General features: G+C 44.5%; 17 protein-coding genes. 16 read left to right on the forward strand and 1 reads right to left on the reverse strand.

All coding sequences use genetic code 11. The annotated features are described in order from the left end of the window. Positions 1 to 155 precede the first annotated feature (155 nt). The 3 genes from IGJ01_RS01645 (at position 156) to spx (ending at position 2,765) form a co-directional block, all read left to right on the forward strand. Positions 156 to 1,577 (forward strand): peptidoglycan DD-metalloendopeptidase family protein, encoded by a 1,422-nt coding sequence (locus IGJ01_RS01645; protein ID WP_429970089.1) that lies wholly within the window; start codon positions 156 to 158, stop codon positions 1,575 to 1,577. Positions 1,578 to 1,863: 286 nt separating this feature from the next. Then, on the forward strand, positions 1,864 to 2,265 hold the full coding sequence (locus tag IGJ01_RS01650; protein ID WP_429970091.1) for an Asp23/Gls24 family envelope stress response protein: 402 nt from the start codon (positions 1,864 to 1,866) through the stop codon (positions 2,263 to 2,265). Between the two features lie 50 nt (positions 2,266 to 2,315). Beyond that, a complete protein-coding gene (gene spx / locus IGJ01_RS01655; RefSeq protein WP_008376310.1) occupies positions 2,316 to 2,765 on the forward strand; it encodes a transcriptional regulator Spx in 450 nt (149 codons plus the stop codon). A 149-nt stretch (positions 2,766 to 2,914) separates the two neighbouring features. On the opposite strand, the gene rpsD is transcribed toward spx, so the two are convergent. Beyond that, the gene (rpsD, locus tag IGJ01_RS01660) at positions 2,915 to 3,526 is read right to left on the reverse strand and encodes a 30S ribosomal protein S4 (protein WP_005227158.1); all 612 of its coding nucleotides are present in this window, start codon (positions 3,524 to 3,526) and stop codon (positions 2,915 to 2,917) included. Positions 3,527 to 3,894: 368 nt separating this feature from the next. Between rpsD and IGJ01_RS01665 the strand changes: the two genes are divergently transcribed. The 13 genes from IGJ01_RS01665 (at position 3,895) to ruvB (ending at position 16,772) form a co-directional block, all read left to right on the forward strand. Continuing rightward, positions 3,895 to 4,692 carry a formate/nitrite transporter family protein gene (locus tag IGJ01_RS01665; RefSeq protein WP_005227159.1) on the forward strand — a complete coding sequence of 266 codons (798 nt, stop codon included), beginning with the start codon at positions 3,895 to 3,897 and terminating at the stop codon, positions 4,690 to 4,692. Positions 4,693 to 4,911: 219 nt separating this feature from the next. Next, a complete protein-coding gene (locus tag IGJ01_RS01670) occupies positions 4,912 to 5,688 on the forward strand; it encodes a Cof-type HAD-IIB family hydrolase (RefSeq protein WP_005227160.1) in 777 nt (258 codons plus the stop codon). Between the two features lie 118 nt (positions 5,689 to 5,806). Next, a complete protein-coding gene (locus IGJ01_RS01675) occupies positions 5,807 to 6,229 on the forward strand; it encodes a methylglyoxal synthase (protein ID WP_008376307.1) in 423 nt (140 codons plus the stop codon). 37 nt (positions 6,230 to 6,266) lie between these two features. Beyond that, the gene (pepT, locus tag IGJ01_RS01680; RefSeq protein ID WP_008376304.1) at positions 6,267 to 7,502 is read left to right on the forward strand and encodes a peptidase T; all 1,236 of its coding nucleotides are present in this window, start codon (positions 6,267 to 6,269) and stop codon (positions 7,500 to 7,502) included. Between the two features lie 149 nt (positions 7,503 to 7,651). Further along, positions 7,652 to 8,449, forward strand: a complete 798-nt coding sequence (locus tag IGJ01_RS01685; protein WP_010748642.1) for a TIGR00282 family metallophosphoesterase — start codon at positions 7,652 to 7,654, stop codon at positions 8,447 to 8,449. Positions 8,450 to 8,456: 7 nt separating this feature from the next. After that, positions 8,457 to 8,846: a YlbF family regulator gene (locus tag IGJ01_RS01690; RefSeq protein WP_429970093.1), complete on the forward strand. Its 390-nt coding sequence runs from the start codon at positions 8,457 to 8,459 to the stop codon at positions 8,844 to 8,846. After that, the gene (gene mutS, locus IGJ01_RS01695; protein WP_430601324.1) at positions 8,830 to 11,382 is read left to right on the forward strand and encodes a DNA mismatch repair protein MutS; all 2,553 of its coding nucleotides are present in this window, start codon (positions 8,830 to 8,832) and stop codon (positions 11,380 to 11,382) included. The genes IGJ01_RS01690 and mutS overlap by 17 nt, the downstream gene beginning before the upstream one ends. 15 nt (positions 11,383 to 11,397) lie before the next feature. Continuing rightward, positions 11,398 to 13,506: a DNA mismatch repair endonuclease MutL gene (gene mutL / locus IGJ01_RS01700; RefSeq protein ID WP_430601325.1), complete on the forward strand. Its 2,109-nt coding sequence runs from the start codon at positions 11,398 to 11,400 to the stop codon at positions 13,504 to 13,506. Beyond that, a complete protein-coding gene (locus tag IGJ01_RS01705; RefSeq protein ID WP_430601326.1) occupies positions 13,503 to 14,063 on the forward strand; it encodes a Maf family protein in 561 nt (186 codons plus the stop codon). The genes mutL and IGJ01_RS01705 overlap by 4 nt, the downstream gene beginning before the upstream one ends. Positions 14,064 to 14,065: 2 nt before the next feature. Then, positions 14,066 to 14,464 carry a GFA family protein gene (locus IGJ01_RS01710; RefSeq protein ID WP_430601327.1) on the forward strand — a complete coding sequence of 133 codons (399 nt, stop codon included), beginning with the start codon at positions 14,066 to 14,068 and terminating at the stop codon, positions 14,462 to 14,464. A gap of 88 nt (positions 14,465 to 14,552) precedes the next feature. Then, positions 14,553 to 14,984, forward strand: coding sequence for a peptide-methionine (R)-S-oxide reductase MsrB (msrB, locus tag IGJ01_RS01715; RefSeq protein WP_061053658.1), 432 nt, complete (start codon positions 14,553 to 14,555; stop codon positions 14,982 to 14,984). Between the two features lie 181 nt (positions 14,985 to 15,165). Beyond that, on the forward strand, positions 15,166 to 15,756 hold the full coding sequence (ruvA, locus tag IGJ01_RS01720) for a Holliday junction branch migration protein RuvA (protein ID WP_005232405.1): 591 nt from the start codon (positions 15,166 to 15,168) through the stop codon (positions 15,754 to 15,756). A gap of 14 nt (positions 15,757 to 15,770) precedes the next feature. Then, positions 15,771 to 16,772 (forward strand): Holliday junction branch migration DNA helicase RuvB, encoded by a 1,002-nt coding sequence (ruvB, locus tag IGJ01_RS01725; RefSeq protein ID WP_301389418.1) that lies wholly within the window; start codon positions 15,771 to 15,773, stop codon positions 16,770 to 16,772. Positions 16,773 to 16,942: the final 170 nt, after the last annotated feature.

A 16,942-nucleotide genomic window follows, 5' to 3' on the forward strand; every position in this document is an offset into this window, starting at 1 on the left:
TATTTTTACTAGAGAGCAAATGAATGGCTTGGATCATTCATTCGTTAGAAAAATCAAGTATTTCTCCTTTTTCATATAGGAATGCAAAAATTGATTACAAAGTTTCTTGCATTTTTTGTATGATAGAGGGAGGAATAAAGGAGGAAAGTTCACGAATGAAAATAAAGAAATGGATGGCAATTGCCATTATTACCAGTCAATTTTCAACATTGCTGCCAGTATCAGCGGCTGCGGCTGTTTTAACGAGCGAGTCTACTGCTGGTCAAAATACAGCTGAGTCAACGGTTCCGGGAGTGAACGGGCCAACAATGGGCTTGGTCCCTGAAGATGCCGCAACGGTACCAGGAGAAAACGGCGAAGTAGTTCCAGGAGAGTCAACACCTGTTCCTGAACAGCCAACACCAGAACCATTGCCAGAACCGGAACCAACCCCGACACCAGAACCAACACCAGAAGAACCGGCACCAAATCCTGATCTAGAGCCGAATCCAGAGCCAGAACCAACACCTGAGCCGGCGCCAGAACCAGAAGAGCCAGCACCAAACCCAGAACCAGAGACAACACCAAATCCAGAGCAAGAATCAACACCAAGCCAGCCTTCGCCTGACATCAAAGAAGTACCGAACGTACCAGAGTTGACGGTAACGCCGCCGCAAGAAGATGAGCCAGCAAAATTTGAAGTCACGCCAGTCAAAGAAACGTGGGACTTTATTATGGAGATTGGAGAAGATGCTCGTAAAGTTGGACAAGAAGAAAATCTTTACGCATCGGTCATGATTGCACAAGCGATTTTAGAGTCTGGTAGCGGAAGAAGTCGTCTGAGCCAGGAGCCTTTTTATAACCTATTTGGTATTAAGGGACTTTATGAAGGGAATGGGATTTCCTTCCAAACGCAAGAAGACGATGGTTCCGGTAATTTATACACAGTTCATGCCACGTTTCGCCAATATGACAGTATCGAATCTTCTTTGAAAGATTATGCGAAATTGTTGAAAGAAGGATTGGACCACAATCCGAATTTTTATAAAGGTGTTTGGAAATCAGAAACGGAGTCTTATGAAGATGCCACGGAATATCTGACCGGGCGTTATGCATCAGATACACAATACAATGAGAAGCTAAATGCGCTGATCGAAGCATATGCTCTGACGAGTTATGACAAAGAGAAACCAGAATTACCGACAGGCAGCGAACAGATGATCTATCCTGTCAGCAATCCAGTTGTCTCTTCTGTCTTTGGTCCACGAGGCAATGGGTTTCATCGTGGAGTGGACTTCGCCGCCCCGCAAGGAACGCCAATCATGGCTAGTCTTTCAGGAACGGTGATCCGCTCAGAATATCATTCTTCATGGGGGAATTATGTTGCTATCGAGCACAAAGATGGGCTGACGACATTGTATGCGCACAATCATCGCAATTTAGTGGAAGTCGGTCAAACGGTCGAACAAGGCGAAGTGATTGCTTCCATGGGAAGTACGGGGAACAGTACAGGTCCTCACTTGCATTTTGAAGTTAGTCTTTCACCTAGTTTAGCCCGGCATCAACTGATTGATCCATTAGATGCCTTGTCAAAATAACAAAGAATAAAAGAGAGCAGTGTAGCTGCTTTCTTTTTTTTGTCAAGAAAAACGAATCATTTCAGGGAAATTATGCTTTGAGATTTTTTTAGCGCATTCATTTTATTTTGCACGATAAATTTATTCCGAAAACAAGTGTTTTTCTTTGTAAAAAAAACAAAAAGAATTTATGCTAGAAAGGTAGGGAAAAAAATTCCCAAGAGGAATGTCCACTTTAGACAAGGTCGTGTATGCGACTTTGCGATGTCTCTAGTATCCTTTCTTATTTAACCAAGGAGTGTGAAAAATGACTGACGATCAGCAAACAACGAATGTGTCTAATGAAGCAGCGCAAGCAAGTCCACTGTCCTTTGAAGAGAAAGTCATTGAAACAATTGTTGGTGTCGCTTTGCAGTCCATTGATGGCTTGATTAGTGTAAATGGCAGATTTCTTTCAGATATGACCGAAAACCTTGAAGAACAGCCACAAGTCGCTTCTGGCATCGATGTGGAAGTTGGCAAAGAAGAGGTTGCAGTTGATTTGGAAGTAATCGTGACTTACGGCAAAGATATCCCCAAACTCTTTGCGCAAGTCCAAGAAGTGGTTTTAGAAGAAATTAGCCGCTTGACTTCTTTGAAAGTCAAAGAGATCAATATTCGAATCGCCGATATCGTCAAACAGGAAACGATCGATCAAATCGAAGGTTGAGCACCAGGCAAAAAATCGAAGTACATCAAAGAGAAAGGAAGAATGAACAAATGATATCACTATATACAACACCCAGCTGTACGTCATGTCGTAAAGCCCGTGCATGGTTGACCGAAAATGAACTGCCATTTAAAGAGAGAAACATTTTTAGCGATCCATTAAATAGTGATGAACTAATGGAGATTCTTTCTTTAACAAAAAATGGAACGGAAGATATTATATCTACTCGTTCGAAAGTGTACCAAAAGTTAGACATCGATTTAGAAGAGTTGAAGCTAGAAGAGCTGCTTTCATTGATCGAACAATACCCGAACTTATTGAAACGGCCAATTATCTTAGATGAGAACAAGCTCCAAGTGGGGTACAATGAAGAAGACATTCGTAAATTCGTGCCACGAAACTTACGAAAGATCATTTTCAAACGACGCCAAACAGAGCTGCTCATGTTTAATTATCGCCAAAAGCAAGAAGAAGGCGAATCTGTTGCGAACTTTATCTAATAATGGGAACAAAACCGGCAAATGAATACAGCGATGTATCATTGTCGGTTTTTTTGGTATTTTTTCAAGGGTCTTCTTAAGAGGATCAGTAAATCCGTTGATTCCACAAAAAAACACGATTCCAAAAAGGAATCGTGTCGGTTGAAATCTTAAAGTTTTTGGTTGTAGAATTCAACGACTAGTGCTTCGTCAACTTCTGCAGACAATTCATCACGCTCAGGTAAACGAGTTAATGAACCTTCTAATTTTTCGCTATCAAAGCTTACAAATGACGCGCGGCCAGCTGTTGCTTCAACTGCTTCTTTGATTGTTGAGATGTTTTGTGATTTTTCACGAACGCTGATGACTTGTCCAACTTCAACGTGGTATGAAGGGATATCAACGCGTTTGCCATCAACTAAAACGTGACCGTGGTTTACTAATTGACGTGCTTGACGACGAGTAGTTGCTAAACCTAGACGGTAAACAACGTTATCTAAACGTTGTTCTAGCAAGATCATGAAGTTAACACCGTGTTTACCTTCTTTGATTTTGCTTGCTTTGATAAACAATGTACGGAATTGACGTTCGTTCATGCCATACATATGACGCAATTTTTGTTTTTCAGTTAATTGCATGCCGTATTCTGATTTTTTGCCACGGCTGTTTGGTCCGTGTTGTCCTGGAGCGTAAGGGCGACGTGCCAATTCTTTTCCAGTTTCTGATAAAGAAATTCCTAAACGACGAGAAATTTTCCATGATGGTCCTGTATAACGAGACATAATTTAGTTCCTCCAATAAAATAGTTTGGAGTAAAATAATCCGTTGAAAAACTCACATTCGTGCAGTTCGTTCTTCAATCTTCACCTTTGCAGCCGCGGTTACGCAATTGCACCCGAGGGGCAACGAACTGGTGACGAGCTGTTATTTTCCTGCTGCATTATTTTACACAAGGAATAGTATACGACAAACTAGGGGCAAAAGTCAAGATGGAGCTGGCTTTGGATTTGATGAAAACAAATCTTGAAATTTTTCATTAATTACTTATATTTTCAAATATCTCTTTACAAAACAGCTTTTCGTCATTAGAATATGAAAGTATTGTGCAAATGATAACGAAGTGAAATTATTCATAAAAGGAGTAGAAAAAATGAATCCAGTATCCCCATTATTTGAGAAGATCGATTCTTCCATAGAAAAGAAAATCGATCTGATCAAGAGTAGTTATTTGCGTTACGCTGTACGTGCGATGATGGCTTGTTTATTCTTGACCCTCGGAACAGCTATTGCTTTTGCGATCGCTATGAAAGGTGAATCGATGGTTCACGGGTTAGGGAAAATTCTATATGCATTTATGTTTAGCTGGTCTTTAGTCATGATTCTTTATATGAACGCAGAATTAGGAACATCAAATATGTTGTATATGACTGTTGGGGTTTACCGTAAACGTCTAAGTATTCCTTTGGCATTGAAAATTTTGCTTACGTGTGTCTTGTTCAACTTGATCGGCGGGGTGATTTTCGGCTCAATCGTTGCACTGACAGGTCCTTTTCAAGGGCTGACCGCAGACAACTTTATGCTGACCTCGATCACTGCGAAATTAGAAAAATCGACCATCCAAATTTTAGTAGAAGCGATGTTCGCCAATATCGTTGTAAACACAGCTGTGCTAGTAAGCATGCGGATGAAAGACGATGCCGGAAAAGTTGCAGCAATCATTTTCATCATCTTCATCTTTGCTTTCTTAGGATTCGAACACGTTATTGCTAACTTCCCAGCGTTTACCTTAGCTTTCTGGGCTTCAGGCGGACACTTGGCAGGTATGACTGTCGGCAGTGTGATCCATAATTTAGTTTTTGCCTTTATCGGTAACTATATCGGCGGTGGCTTGGTCATGGGGCTGGGCTATGCATGGTTGAACAACTCAAAATCGACCTATGTCGACTAATTAGAACCTACCAAAAGAAGCAGCGATGCTTCTTTTTTTTTCTTTTCTCTAACATTTCTCCAGGAAGAAGCCATCATCCCTTAACGGAGCGTTGAAATCAGCGCCTATTTATGTTAAGAATAAGTATGTACGGTTTTTCTTGCTGTTTTTTGTAAAAATGACCGCAACCAAGACCAAAATCTTAGTTACTTCTTAATAGAAAGCGAGCCTTAACCTTTTATGAATCGGAAATTCTTTGCCTTTGATATTGATGGAACCTTGCTTGACTCGAACAAACAGCCACTCGACAGTACGCTAAAAGCCCTTGATCTTTTGCGAGATGCTGGCCATTTCGTGACCGTTGCCACTGGACGCAGTCGTTTCCACGCTCAAGATATTATTCGTTCGTTGTCCTTTGATAATTACATTTTATGTAATGGCGCAGCTGCTTTTCTTTCGCATCAGCAGGTGTATAAAAACTTACTCGATGAAACGCAATTGGCTGCTTTCGTGGCAGAAGCCCAAGAGCTTGGGATCGACACGGCATTTGTCGGGATGGATACAGCGAAACGAGCGTCTTCTTTGGATATTGCTAAAATGGAAGCAGCGATGCATTCTTTTGGTGCCCAACTTCCTGAGTTGGACATGGATTTTCCCGAAGAAAAAGAAGTCTATCAAGCATTGGCTTTTTACGGAAAAGAGTATGAGCATTTCTTTGACGAGAAATACAGCAAACTGCGTTTTGTGCGTTGGCATGAAAACAGTGTGGATGTCGTTCCAAAAGAAGGCTCCAAAGCAGCAACGATCCTGTGCGTCGCGGAACAATTAGGGATAGCGCAAGAAGATGTGATCTGTTTTGGTGATGGCCAAAATGATCGTGAAATGCTGACTGCCGCAGGTGTCGGTGTGGCAATGGGCAATGCGGTCCCTGAGATCCAACAAGTCGCAGATATGGTGACCGCTAGCAATGATGAAGATGGCATCTGGTTAGCCTTGAAAGAATTACAACTGATTTAAAAAGGAATCCTTTAGACATAGCACAGTCGGTTTACGGCATCTGTGCTATGTTTTTTTGTTTTTTCTCGGTCGCAAAGAAAATAAATTGGTACAATAGAAAAAAGGGGGAATGCAGCAAATGAAAATCGCATTGATTGCTCATGATCGAAAAAAAGATGTAATGGTAAAATTAGTGACTGCCTATCGAGAAATTTTAGCGCAGCATGAACTTTTCGCAACAGGAACTACGGGGAAGAGGATCGAAGAAGCAACCCAGTTGCCTGTCCACCGCTACAAATCAGGGCCGCTGGGAGGAGATCAGCAAATTGGCGCCATGATTTCGCAAGATGACTTGGACATGGTGATCTTTTTGCGCGATCCTTTAGCCGCGCAACCCCATGAACCAGATGTAACGGCATTGATTCGCTTGTCAGACGTGTACGAGATTCCTTTAGCTACCAATATGGGAACGGCAGAAATCTTGTTGCGGGGGTTAGCAGCTGGCTTTGCTGATTTTCGACAAGTGATCCACGAAACGGACAATCGTCCCTTGTCGTTATAAAGATAGTAGAAGAATTGAAGAAAAAGGACGTGCAGAATTGAAAGCAATCTTAAAGGATTTTTTGACCTATGCAAAAATGAATACTCGCTCAGATGCGACGAGTCAGACCATCCCAACGACGCCGGGACAAGTTGAGTTGGCTCTTTTATTGAAAGATCAGTTGATCGAGATGGGGGTAGCGGATGTTGCTTACTATGAAAAGAATAGTTTTGTGATCGGACGTCTACCTGGTAATCCTGAAAAAACGGCGATTGGCTTTATTGCCCATGTAGACACGGCAGATTTCGAAGCTGAAAATATTCAGCCGCAGATCCATGAAAATTACGATGGCAAGGATGTTTGTTTAAATAAAGAAAAAGCCATTTATATGACAACTGCTGAATTTCCTAATCTCAAAGACTATGTCGGCGAAACGCTGATCACAACGGATGGAACGACCCTGCTGGGTGCAGATGATAAAGCTGGTATCGCAGAGATCATTGACGCGCTGCGAATCTTACAAACGATGGATGCGCATAAACGTGGCGATGTCTGGGTCGCTTTTGGGCCTGACGAAGAGATCGGGACTGGCGCTGATCGCTTTGATGCGGCGGATTTTCCAGTGGCATTTGCTTACACGATGGACAGTGGTCGTGTGGGGCATATGGAATATGAAACCTTTAATGCTGCTCGTATTGATATAACGATTGATGGTACGAGTGTGCATCCTGGAACTGCTTACGGTCGTTTGGTCAACGCCTTGAAAATCGCGCATCAAATCGACGATGCCTTACCAGCAGAGGAAGTTCCTGAACGCACCCGCGGGTATGAAGGTTTTTACCTACTGCACAATTTGACGGGACATATTGGTCGAGCAGAAGTTTCTTATATCATTCGTGATCACGATCATATGCTTTTTGAACAGCGAAAAGCTAACATCGTGGGGATCATTGACGAATTGAACACAGCCTATGGGCAAGAACGCATCACCTATACGCTGTATGACCAATATTACAATATGGGGGATTTGATCAAGAAAGATCCCCGCAGTATCGAAGCTGCCCGAGCAGGGATGCAAGCGATTGGTGTGACACCGATCGAAGCGCCGTTTCGTGGCGGGACCGATGGCTCGAAAATCACCTATAAAGGCATTCCAACACCGAACTTATTTGTTGGCGGTGAAAACTTCCATGGCCAGTATGAATTTATTACCGTGGAAGCGATGGAAAAAGCCCGTGATTTGATCGTGGCGATCGTGGAACATGTCGGGAAAGAAGACACTACCGTTTCCTAGAGAACGCGGCAACACGCTAGACTAAAGCGAAAAAGTCTAGCGTGTTTTTTTGTTTTGCTGCAAGGAAGAACAGCAAGTGAAAGAACCTTTTTTTTCTGGACCAAAACCCTTATAATAGAAAAGAAGCTAAAAGAGAAGAGGAAAAATGTGTGCGGGTATTATTCATTGGAGATGTAGTTGGTTCATTAGGAAGAGAAACAATCACGGAGTACCTTCCCAAATTAAAGAAGGCGTATCGACCACAGGTGACGATCGCGAACGGCGAGAATGCGGCGGCGGGTCGTGGGATCACTGGTAAAATTTATAAGAAATTTTTGCAAGATGGTGTCGATGTCGTGACATTAGGCAATCATACATGGGACAACCGTGACATTTTTGAATTTATTGGCGATGCGAAGAAAATGATTCGTCCAGCCAATTTTCCAGAGGGAACACCGGGGGTCGGCATGGTGTTTGTGAAAGTCAACACCATTGAGTTGGCGGTGATCAACATGCAAGCTCGCTCGTTCATGGTAGACCTTGATGATCCGTTTCGCAAAATGGATGAATTGGTTGCGATTGCCCGCAAACGTACACCGTTTATCTTTGTGGATTTTCATGGGGAGACTACTAGCGAAAAACAAGCGATGGGCTGGTATTTGGATGGCCGAGTTTCGGCAGTCGTCGGCACGCATACCCACGTACAGACCAACGATGCGCGGATTTTGCCCCAAGGAACGGCTTATTTGTCAGATGTCGGCATGACTGGTCCTTATGATGGGATTTTGGGAATGAAACGCGAACCAGTCATTGAAAAATTTTTGACGGCGTTGCCGCAACGGTTTGAAGTGATTGAAAAAGGCCGCAGTATTTTGTCGGCTTGCTTGCTTGAGATTGATGAAGCCACTGGTAAAGCAAAATCGATCCGTCCGATCCAAATCAGTGAAGATCGCCCGTTTACAGAATAGGAGAAGCATGGAAGAGCAATTAACCAAAGAATCAAACGTTGCCCAAGAGTTGGCTGCTTTGCAAAAGCTTTTGTCTAATCATCCGATCGTTCAAGAATTTCAAGAAATTCAAGTACGAGCCTTGCAAAACCTAGGGCTACTGGAGTTGGAAGAAGCGCTGAAGCAAGCGCAAAAAGAAATCGTTCAATTTGAGCATTATGAGAAACCCGAAGCAAAAAAAGCTGCGGAGCAGCGTTATGCGTCATTGACAAACGAATACGAGCAGCACCCCTTAGTGGTTGCTTATCGCCAAGCGTTACTGCAAGCAGATGAATTGCTGCAATATGTCACGACGGAGATCCAAAAGAAAATGAATAAAGCCATCGAGGAGGATGAAACCAATGCCTCAAAAAACTAAAAATACCCCGATGATGGAACAGTATTTAAGCATCAAGGCTCAGTACCAAGATGCTTTTTTATTCTATCGTTTAGGAGATTTCTATGAATTATTTAATGAGGATGCTGTCAAGGCAGCACAAATTTTAGAACTGACGTTAACCAGCCGCAACAAAAATGCGGAGGAACCGATCCCTATGTGTGGGGTGCCTTACCACGCCGCCAGCAATTACATCGACACCTTGATCGAGCAAGGCTACAAAGTAGCGATTTGTGAGCAAGTGGAAGACCCAAAAACCACCAAAGGAATGGTCAAACGCGAAGTCGTTCAACTGATCACGCCGGGAACGGTGATGGACAGTAAAGGCCTATCCGCCAAAGAAAACAACTTTTTAACAGCTGTTTTGCAGCAAGGGGAGCGTTTTGGCTTTGCCTATGTCGATCTAAGTACCGGTGAATTAAAAGCAGCGCAATTGGAAGATGAAGAAGCCGTCGTCAATGAGGCCGCCGCTCTGCAAACGAAAGAAGTCGTTTTGTGCAGCGAGATTCCTGAATCATTGCAAACGATGCTGACCAATCGCTTGAATGTCGTGTTTTCTAAGCAAGAAACGTTGGAAGAAAATGCCGAATTTCAATTTTTAACGGAACCTCTCTCCCAAGGGTTAGAAAAAGTAGTCACAGAGAAATTGCTAAGTTATTTGGCGATTACCCAAAAACGCAGTTTAGCCCACATTCAGCAAGCCGTGGAATATCAGCCGGATCATGCCTTGAAAATGGATCATTATTCCAAATTCAACTTAGAATTGACGCAGTCGATTCGAACCGGAAAAAAACAAGGGACTCTTTTGTGGTTGCTGGACGAGACAAAGACCGCAATGGGGGGACGTTTGTTAAAGCAATGGTTGGATCGTCCCTTGATCCAGCCAAAGAAAATCACTGCCCGCCAAGAAATGGTCCAATCGTTACTGGACAGTTTCTTTGAGCGAGCGGATCTGCAAGAAGCGTTGACGAAAGTCTATGACATGGAACGCCTAGTCGGACGGGTCGCCTTCGGAAATGTCAATGGCCGCGATTTGCTGCAGTTGAAATCTTCTTTGGAGCAAGTGCCTTTGATCGCGCAATTGCTGCAGGGGATCAACCGTGGCGAGTGGAATGACTTGCTGCTGGAATTAACGCCTTTAGATGATTTGGTTGCACTGATCGAAGCGGCGATCGATGAAGATGCCCCGTTGCAGATCACAGAAGGCAACATCATCAAAGACGGGTTCCATCAACAATTAGATGAATACCGTACGGCGATGCGTAATGGCAAGCAATGGTTGGCGGAATTAGAAGCCAACGAACGTCAAGCGACGGGGGTCAAAAACCTGAAAGTTGGGTTCAACCGCGTCTTTGGCTATTACATTGAGATCACGAAAGCCAATCTAGTGAATTTAGATACCTCTCGCTACGAGCGCAAGCAAACCTTAGCCAATGCGGAACGCTTTATTTCACCCGAGTTGAAAAAACTGGAGACTTTGATTTTAGAAGCCGAAGAAAAATCGGTGGATTTGGAATATCGCCTCTTTCTTGACGTTCGTGAAGAAGTGAAAAAGAGTATCACACGTCTACAAAAGTTAGCCAAAGCCGTCAGTGCGGTCGATGTCTTACAAAGTTTCGCCACGGTTTCGGAACGCTACCAATACGTGCGGCCGACAGTAGCGAAAAAACGAGCAGTATCGATCATCGATGGCCGTCATCCTGTAGTGGAAAAAGTCCTTGGTCACCAAGAGTACATTCCAAATAGTATCGTGATGGATGAAGAAACAGAGATCCTGTTGATCACAGGACCAAATATGTCTGGGAAAAGTACGTACATGCGGCAGTTTGCCTTGCTAGTCATTATGGCGCAGATCGGCTGTTTCGTACCGGCAAAATCTGCAGAGATGCCGATTTTTGATCGGATCTTTACTCGCATCGGTGCCAGCGATGACCTGATCGCCGGTCAAAGTACGTTTATGGTAGAGATGATGGAAGCCAACCAAGCGCTGCGTCATGCAACACCTAACAGCTTGATTTTGTTTGATGAGTTAGGGCGTGGGACTGCGACCTATGATGGGATGGCATTGGCACAAGCCATCATTGAATATATCCACAAAGAAGTTCATGCCAAAACACTTTTCTCCACCCATTATCATGAGCTGACGGTTTTAGATGAGGAATTGGCACACTTACGCAATGTCCATGTCGGTGCCGTTGAAAAAGAAGGCGAAGTTGTCTTCTTGCATAAGATGATGGAAGGACCCGCAGATAAAAGCTATGGAATCCATGTAGCCAAAATCGCTGGACTGCCAAGTGCACTCTTACAGCGCGCAGCGACGATCCTAAAAGCGCTGGAGGAACATGAACCGACGGTACAGCCAAAACCAGTCGTCGAAGAAAGTCAGCAGTTGTCGTTGTTTAGTGAAGTATCTACGGAAGAAATCGGCGTCATCGATCAATTGAAGAAATTGAATCTGTTGGAAATGACCCCGATGGATGCTCTGAATACATTGTACGAGCTGCAAAAACGAATTTAGAAAGAAGGTCAGCAGATGGGAAAGATCCAAGAGCTATCCGAACGTCTGGCGAACCAAATCGCGGCAGGAGAAGTTGTTGAGCGACCGGCTTCTGTCGTCAAAGAATTAGTTGAAAACGCCGTGGATGCCGGCAGTACCCAAATCGATATTTTTATTGAAGAAGCAGGCTTGCGTAAAATCCAAGTCATCGATAATGGCGAAGGAATTGCAGAAGAGGATGTCTTGACTGCCTTTAAACGCCACGCCACCAGTAAAATCCACAATCGAGATGACTTGTTTCGAATACGTACCCTCGGGTTTCGCGGGGAAGCTTTGCCTAGTATCGCTTCGGTTTCGATCCTCTCGATTGAAACGGCAGTCAAAGGCGCCCAACAAGGCTCCTTTGTGCGCTTAAAAGGCGGCGCTGTTGAAGAGCATCTGCCTGCCAACTTGCGGCAAGGAACCAAGATCACTGTCGAAAACCTCTTTTACAATACACCGGCACGTTTAAAATATGTCAAGACGCTGCAAACGGAACTTGCGAACATCGGCGATATCGTCAATCGGATCGCCCTGAGCCATCCAGAAGTGGCTTTTCGCCTCGTTCATGAAGGCAACAAGATGTTGAGCACCACTGGAAGTGGGCAGTTAAAACAAACCATCGCCGGGATCTACGGAGTGGAAACGGCCAAAAAAATGATTGCGATCGATACTGAGGATCTCGACTTTAAAGTCACTGGCTTTGTGTCACTGCCAGAAGTCACCCGAGCCAGCCGCAACTATTTATCCACGATCATCAATGGTCGTTATATTCGCAACTTTGCTTTGAATAAAGCGATCGTAGCCGGTTACGGGTCAAAATTGATGGTCGGTCGTTTTCCATTAGCTGTCCTTGAAGTCAAAATGGACCCCTTATTAGTCGATGTCAATGTCCATCCGACTAAGCAAGAAGTTCGTTTGTCAAAAGAAGAAGAGCTAACGAAACTAATCAGTAAAGCCATCAATGAGGCGCTGCGGGAAATCAACTTGATTCCTAACGCGGCTGACAATCTGCGGTTTAAGAAAAAAGTTGCCGATCAGCCAAAAGCCCAGCAGCTTGGCTTGGAACTGGAGTCAGCAGGAAATTCGACTTCTGGTTTGTCTTATAATCGGGAAACCGGGAAATTTGAGGTTCAGGGCAGTACTTATCAACAGACTGTGGATAACTCTGTGGAAAAACCTGTGGAGGAAGGTGGAAAACTTCCAGAAATGCCACAGGGATCTAGCGAAAACCTGTTGGAAGAAACTGAGGAAACCTTTCGCAGTTTGGAAGAGACGCTGCCAAATAAGCCTGTCCGAAAACCATTTGTGGAAGATCAGATGGAAACAAAAGCGCCGCTGCTAGAAGCGCCAGCCTTTCTCTCGGAAGAGACGCCAGAGCTTACGGCGCAAGATCTGCAAAGTCAAGCGACTCTGCACCCTGAAATGCATGGGGATGACCGTAACTACCTGAAAACGGTCGAACGGTTGTTGGAAGAAGAACCAGCGAAGGAGCGTTTTCCCCAACTGGATTATTTTGGGCAGATGCATGGGACCTATTTGTTTGCCCAAAGCGAGGCGGGGCTCTATATCGTCGACCAGCATGCGGCACAGGAACGAATCAAATATGAGTATTACCGCGAAAAAATCGGCGAAGTGACCAATGACCTGCAAGAGTTGTTAGTGCCGATCGTTTTGGATTATCCCAACAGCGATGCACTGCAATTACAAGAACAAAGTGACAAGCTGGTAGAAGTCGGGATCCGTCTGGAATCTTTTGGGACCAATAGTTTCATCGTCCGAGCGCACCCGACGTGGTACCCTAGCGGTGAAGAAGAAGCCATCATCCGCGAAATGATCGATATGTTATTGACGACAGGAAGTGTCAGTGTCAAAAAGTTTCGTGAAGCAACCGCGATCATGATGAGCTGCAAACGATCCATCAAAGCCAATCATTATTTGAATGAAGCACAAGCCCGGATCTTGTTGCAAGATTTAGCGAAATGCGAGAATCCCTTCAACTGTCCCCATGGTCGCCCGGTGCTGATCCATTTCACCAACAGCGACATGGAGCGGATGTTCAAACGGATTCAAGATCCTCATCGAGCAAGGAGTGGCATGGAATGATTATTTTGGCTTCACAGTCGCCGCGACGCAAAGAATTATTAGCGGAGTTAGTCCCGGAATTTGCAGTCATACCAGCGGATATCGACGAGTCGGTCCGACCAAACGAAGCGGCGATCCCTTATGTCCAACGGATGGCAGCAGAAAAAGCGGCGGCTATTACGCAAACCTATCCTGAAGATCTGGTGATCGCGAGCGATACCACGGTCGTGGTGGATGAAGAGATCTTAGGAAAGCCAGTAGACCGTAAAGATGCTCGGTCGATGTTGCGAAAAATGAGCGGACGGACCCATTGGGTGCATACCGCCGTCGTTTTGCAAAAAGGCAAACAGCAACGCCAAGCAGTGGTTTCGACGGAAGTTGTGTTTCGTCCTTTGACGGATCAAGAGATCGACCAATATCTTGTCTTAGATGAGTACCAAGACAAAGCGGGCGCCTATGGGATCCAAGGGGCGGCCAAAGTATTTGTCTCATCGATAAACGGCGATTTTTATACGATCGTAGGGTTTCCTGTCGCTACGGTCTATCAGTTGTTGCAAGAGTTTACGGAGGAGGAATAAGGATGGATGTTTCTGGTAGTTGTCTTTGCGGCAAAGTCACGATCAACTTGACGGGAGTTGCGAAAGAAATCACGGTTTGTCATTGTAGTCTCTGCCAGAAATTTCACGGCGGACCAATGTTTGCTCTTGCACCATGTTCTGAGAACCAGATGGCTCTTCAAGGAGCGAAGTGGCTGCGACGTTATGATTCTTCTAAGTGGGCACAACGAGGATTTTGCAGTCAATGTGGCTCGAGTCTGTTCTTTTACCTCAAAGAAGCACACACCTATTTTTTTGCGGCTGGATTATTTGGTAACATGCCAGAAGCTGTCTTAACCGAAGAAATCTATACAAAAGACCAACCGCAGTTTTACCATTTTGCGGAACCAACGACTCGTTGGCAAAAGCTGCAAAACCCTTAAACAATTTGAGCAAGTCATTTTACATTCGCTAAGAAAAAAGGCATGATAGAGCATACAGGATGAGTCTAGAGGAAAAGCAGGTGAAAAAATGACAGATAAAAAAGAATTAAAAGAAAAATTGTCATCGATCGAATATGCGGTGACCCAAGAAAATGCAACCGAACGCCCCTTTACTGGCGAGTATGATGATTTTTATGAAAAAGGGATCTATGTTGATATCGTCAACGGAGAACCATTGTTTGCTTCTACTGATAAATATGACGCCGGTTGTGGCTGGCCTTCCTTTTCGAAGCCGATCAGTCGCCAAGATATTCAAGAAAAAGCCGATTTTTCTCACGGTATGCATCGGGTAGAAGTCCGCAGCAAAGAAGCTGACTCTCATTTAGGACATGTTTTTTCAGACGGTCCTCAAGACAAAGGCGGTTTGCGCTATTGTATCAACTCGGCAGCATTGAAGTTCATCCCTTTAGCAGAAATGGATGAAAAAGGCTATGGCGAATTCAAATCACTCGTTGAGTAAGTATTAGGAACTGTGTGCGAAAAAAAGATTCAGCAGCATGTCTCGTTTGAAAAAATGCGACTGAAACAACGGTTTTTCCTCCGTTTGTTTCCTGCTAAACCTTTTCCTTCGTTCACAGTCCTTTTTTTGCCCTCTCGTCTGTGCTACAATAAAGGGAACATATGTACAGAAAGGAAAGCACATGTACGAATATATCATAGGGAAAGTAACGGATATCTTTCCGGCGTATATCGTCGTTGAGACCCATGGCATCGGCTATCAGATCGCTTTTGGCAATCCGTATTCATTTAGCGGCAAGTTAAACCAAGAAGTAAAAATCTATCTGCACCAAGTGATTCGTGAAGATGCTCATAGTCTCTACGGCTTTGCCACGATCGAAGGCAAGCAGTTGTTTTTAAAATTGATCAGTGTCTCAGGCATTGGACCAAAGAGTGCGTTAGCAATCATGGCCAATGAAGACCATACAGGGTTGATCACAGCAGTCGAAAATGGGGACGTCAACTATTTGACTAAGTTCCCAGGTGTCGGTAAAAAGACGGCGCAGCAAATGATCCTAGACTTGAAAGGCAAAGTGGCTGAACTGGTTGGAGAAGAAGCGATCGTTCCTCTAAGCGTGGCAACGACTGCTTTAGATGAAGCGATGGAAGCCTTGAAAGCATTGGGTTATAGCGAAAAAGAAGTCAAGAAAGCCGAAAAACAATTAGCGGCGAATACGACAAAATCGACGGATGAGTACTTGCGGGAAGCTCTCCGATTGATGATGAAAAAGTAAGGAGCAAGTAGACGATGGATGAACGAATTGTTTCGCCAGAAAGTACTGAACAAGAAGAGATCATCGAAAAATCCTTGCGTCCGCAAACCCTTGCCCAATATATCGGACAAGACAAAGTCAAGCAGGAGCTTTCGATTTATATCCAAGCGGCGAAAAATCGAGAAGAAGCGTTGGATCATGTCCTCTTATATGGTCCGCCAGGCTTAGGGAAAACGACGATGGCAATGGTGATCGCCAACGAGATGCAGGTCCAAATCAAGACGACCAGCGGTCCTGCAATCGAAAAACCAGGGGATTTGATTGCGATCTTGAATGAGCTGCAGCCAGGGGATGTTCTGTTTATCGATGAGATCCATCGCTTGCCTCGTGTCGCCGAAGAAATGCTTTATTCGGCAATGGAAGATTTTTATGTGGATATCATGGTGGGGCAAGGGACAACGGCTCACCCAGTTCATTTTCCGCTCCCGCCATTTACCTTAGTCGGCGCAACGACACGGGCGGGGATGCTCTCGGCGCCACTACGGGATCGCTTCGGAATCATTTCTCATATGCAATATTATGAAGACCATGATTTAAAAGAGATCGTGCAGCGGACTGCGTCGATCTTTGAAACGGATATCGTGGAAGAAGGGGCGATCGAAATCGCCCGCCGATCTCGAGGCACTCCACGGATCGCTAACCGTTTGCTTAAACGAGTTCGCGATTATGCGCAAGTGCAAGCAGATGGATTGATCGATCGCACCGTTGCTGACCAGGCATTGGCGCTTTTGGCAGTCGATCATGCCGGCTTGGATTATATCGATCAGAAATTGATCCGCACGATGATCGAATTGTATCAAGGCGGCCCGGTGGGATTAAGTACGATCGCTGTCAATATCGGGGAAGAAACCGAAACAGTGGAAGATATGTACGAACCGTTTTTGATCCAAAAAGGATTTTTGAAACGTACCTCGCGTGGGCGGATCGCAACACCGTTAGCCTATGACCATTTTGGCTATCCCCAAAGAAGTGATTAGAACGAAGCAGCAATCAACGATGATTGCTGCTTTTTTGTGCTTTTGGTGAAACGTTTCTTTTTATTTTTTAATAATTTCTGAGAATCAATAGATGTTGAAAAAATACATTATTTGTGAAATTTGATTAAACGGAAGTGTTTGGAAAAATGATTTCTTATGAAAATGTTGAT

The sequence above is a fragment of the Enterococcus sp. AZ089 genome, assembly GCF_050547225.1.
Lineage (GTDB): Bacteria > Bacillota > Bacilli > Lactobacillales > Enterococcaceae > Enterococcus_D > Enterococcus_D entomosocium.

Excerpts from the sequence above, each read along its gene's own strand:
- IGJ01_RS01645 (WP_429970089.1), top strand. The coding sequence starts at position 156 with ATGAAAATAAAGAAATGGATGGCAATTGCCATTATTACCAGTCAATTT.
- IGJ01_RS01650 (WP_429970091.1), top strand. The coding sequence starts at position 1,864 with ATGACTGACGATCAGCAAACAACGAATGTGTCTAATGAAGCAGCGCAA.
- spx (WP_008376310.1), top strand. The coding sequence starts at position 2,316 with ATGATATCACTATATACAACACCCAGCTGTACGTCATGTCGTAAAGCC.
- rpsD (WP_005227158.1), bottom strand. The coding sequence starts at position 3,526 with ATGTCTCGTTATACAGGACCATCATGGAAAATTTCTCGTCGTTTAGGA.
- IGJ01_RS01665 (WP_005227159.1), top strand. The coding sequence starts at position 3,895 with ATGAATCCAGTATCCCCATTATTTGAGAAGATCGATTCTTCCATAGAA.
- IGJ01_RS01670 (WP_005227160.1), top strand. The coding sequence starts at position 4,912 with ATGAATCGGAAATTCTTTGCCTTTGATATTGATGGAACCTTGCTTGAC.
- IGJ01_RS01675 (WP_008376307.1), top strand. The coding sequence starts at position 5,807 with ATGAAAATCGCATTGATTGCTCATGATCGAAAAAAAGATGTAATGGTA.
- IGJ01_RS01690 (WP_429970093.1), top strand. The coding sequence starts at position 8,457 with ATGGAAGAGCAATTAACCAAAGAATCAAACGTTGCCCAAGAGTTGGCT.
- mutS (WP_430601324.1), top strand. The coding sequence starts at position 8,830 with ATGCCTCAAAAAACTAAAAATACCCCGATGATGGAACAGTATTTAAGC.
- mutL (WP_430601325.1), top strand. The coding sequence starts at position 11,398 with ATGGGAAAGATCCAAGAGCTATCCGAACGTCTGGCGAACCAAATCGCG.
- IGJ01_RS01705 (WP_430601326.1), top strand. The coding sequence starts at position 13,503 with ATGATTATTTTGGCTTCACAGTCGCCGCGACGCAAAGAATTATTAGCG.
- IGJ01_RS01710 (WP_430601327.1), top strand. The coding sequence starts at position 14,066 with ATGGATGTTTCTGGTAGTTGTCTTTGCGGCAAAGTCACGATCAACTTG.
- msrB (WP_061053658.1), top strand. The coding sequence starts at position 14,553 with ATGACAGATAAAAAAGAATTAAAAGAAAAATTGTCATCGATCGAATAT.
- ruvA (WP_005232405.1), top strand. The coding sequence starts at position 15,166 with ATGTACGAATATATCATAGGGAAAGTAACGGATATCTTTCCGGCGTAT.
- ruvB (WP_301389418.1), top strand. The coding sequence starts at position 15,771 with ATGGATGAACGAATTGTTTCGCCAGAAAGTACTGAACAAGAAGAGATC.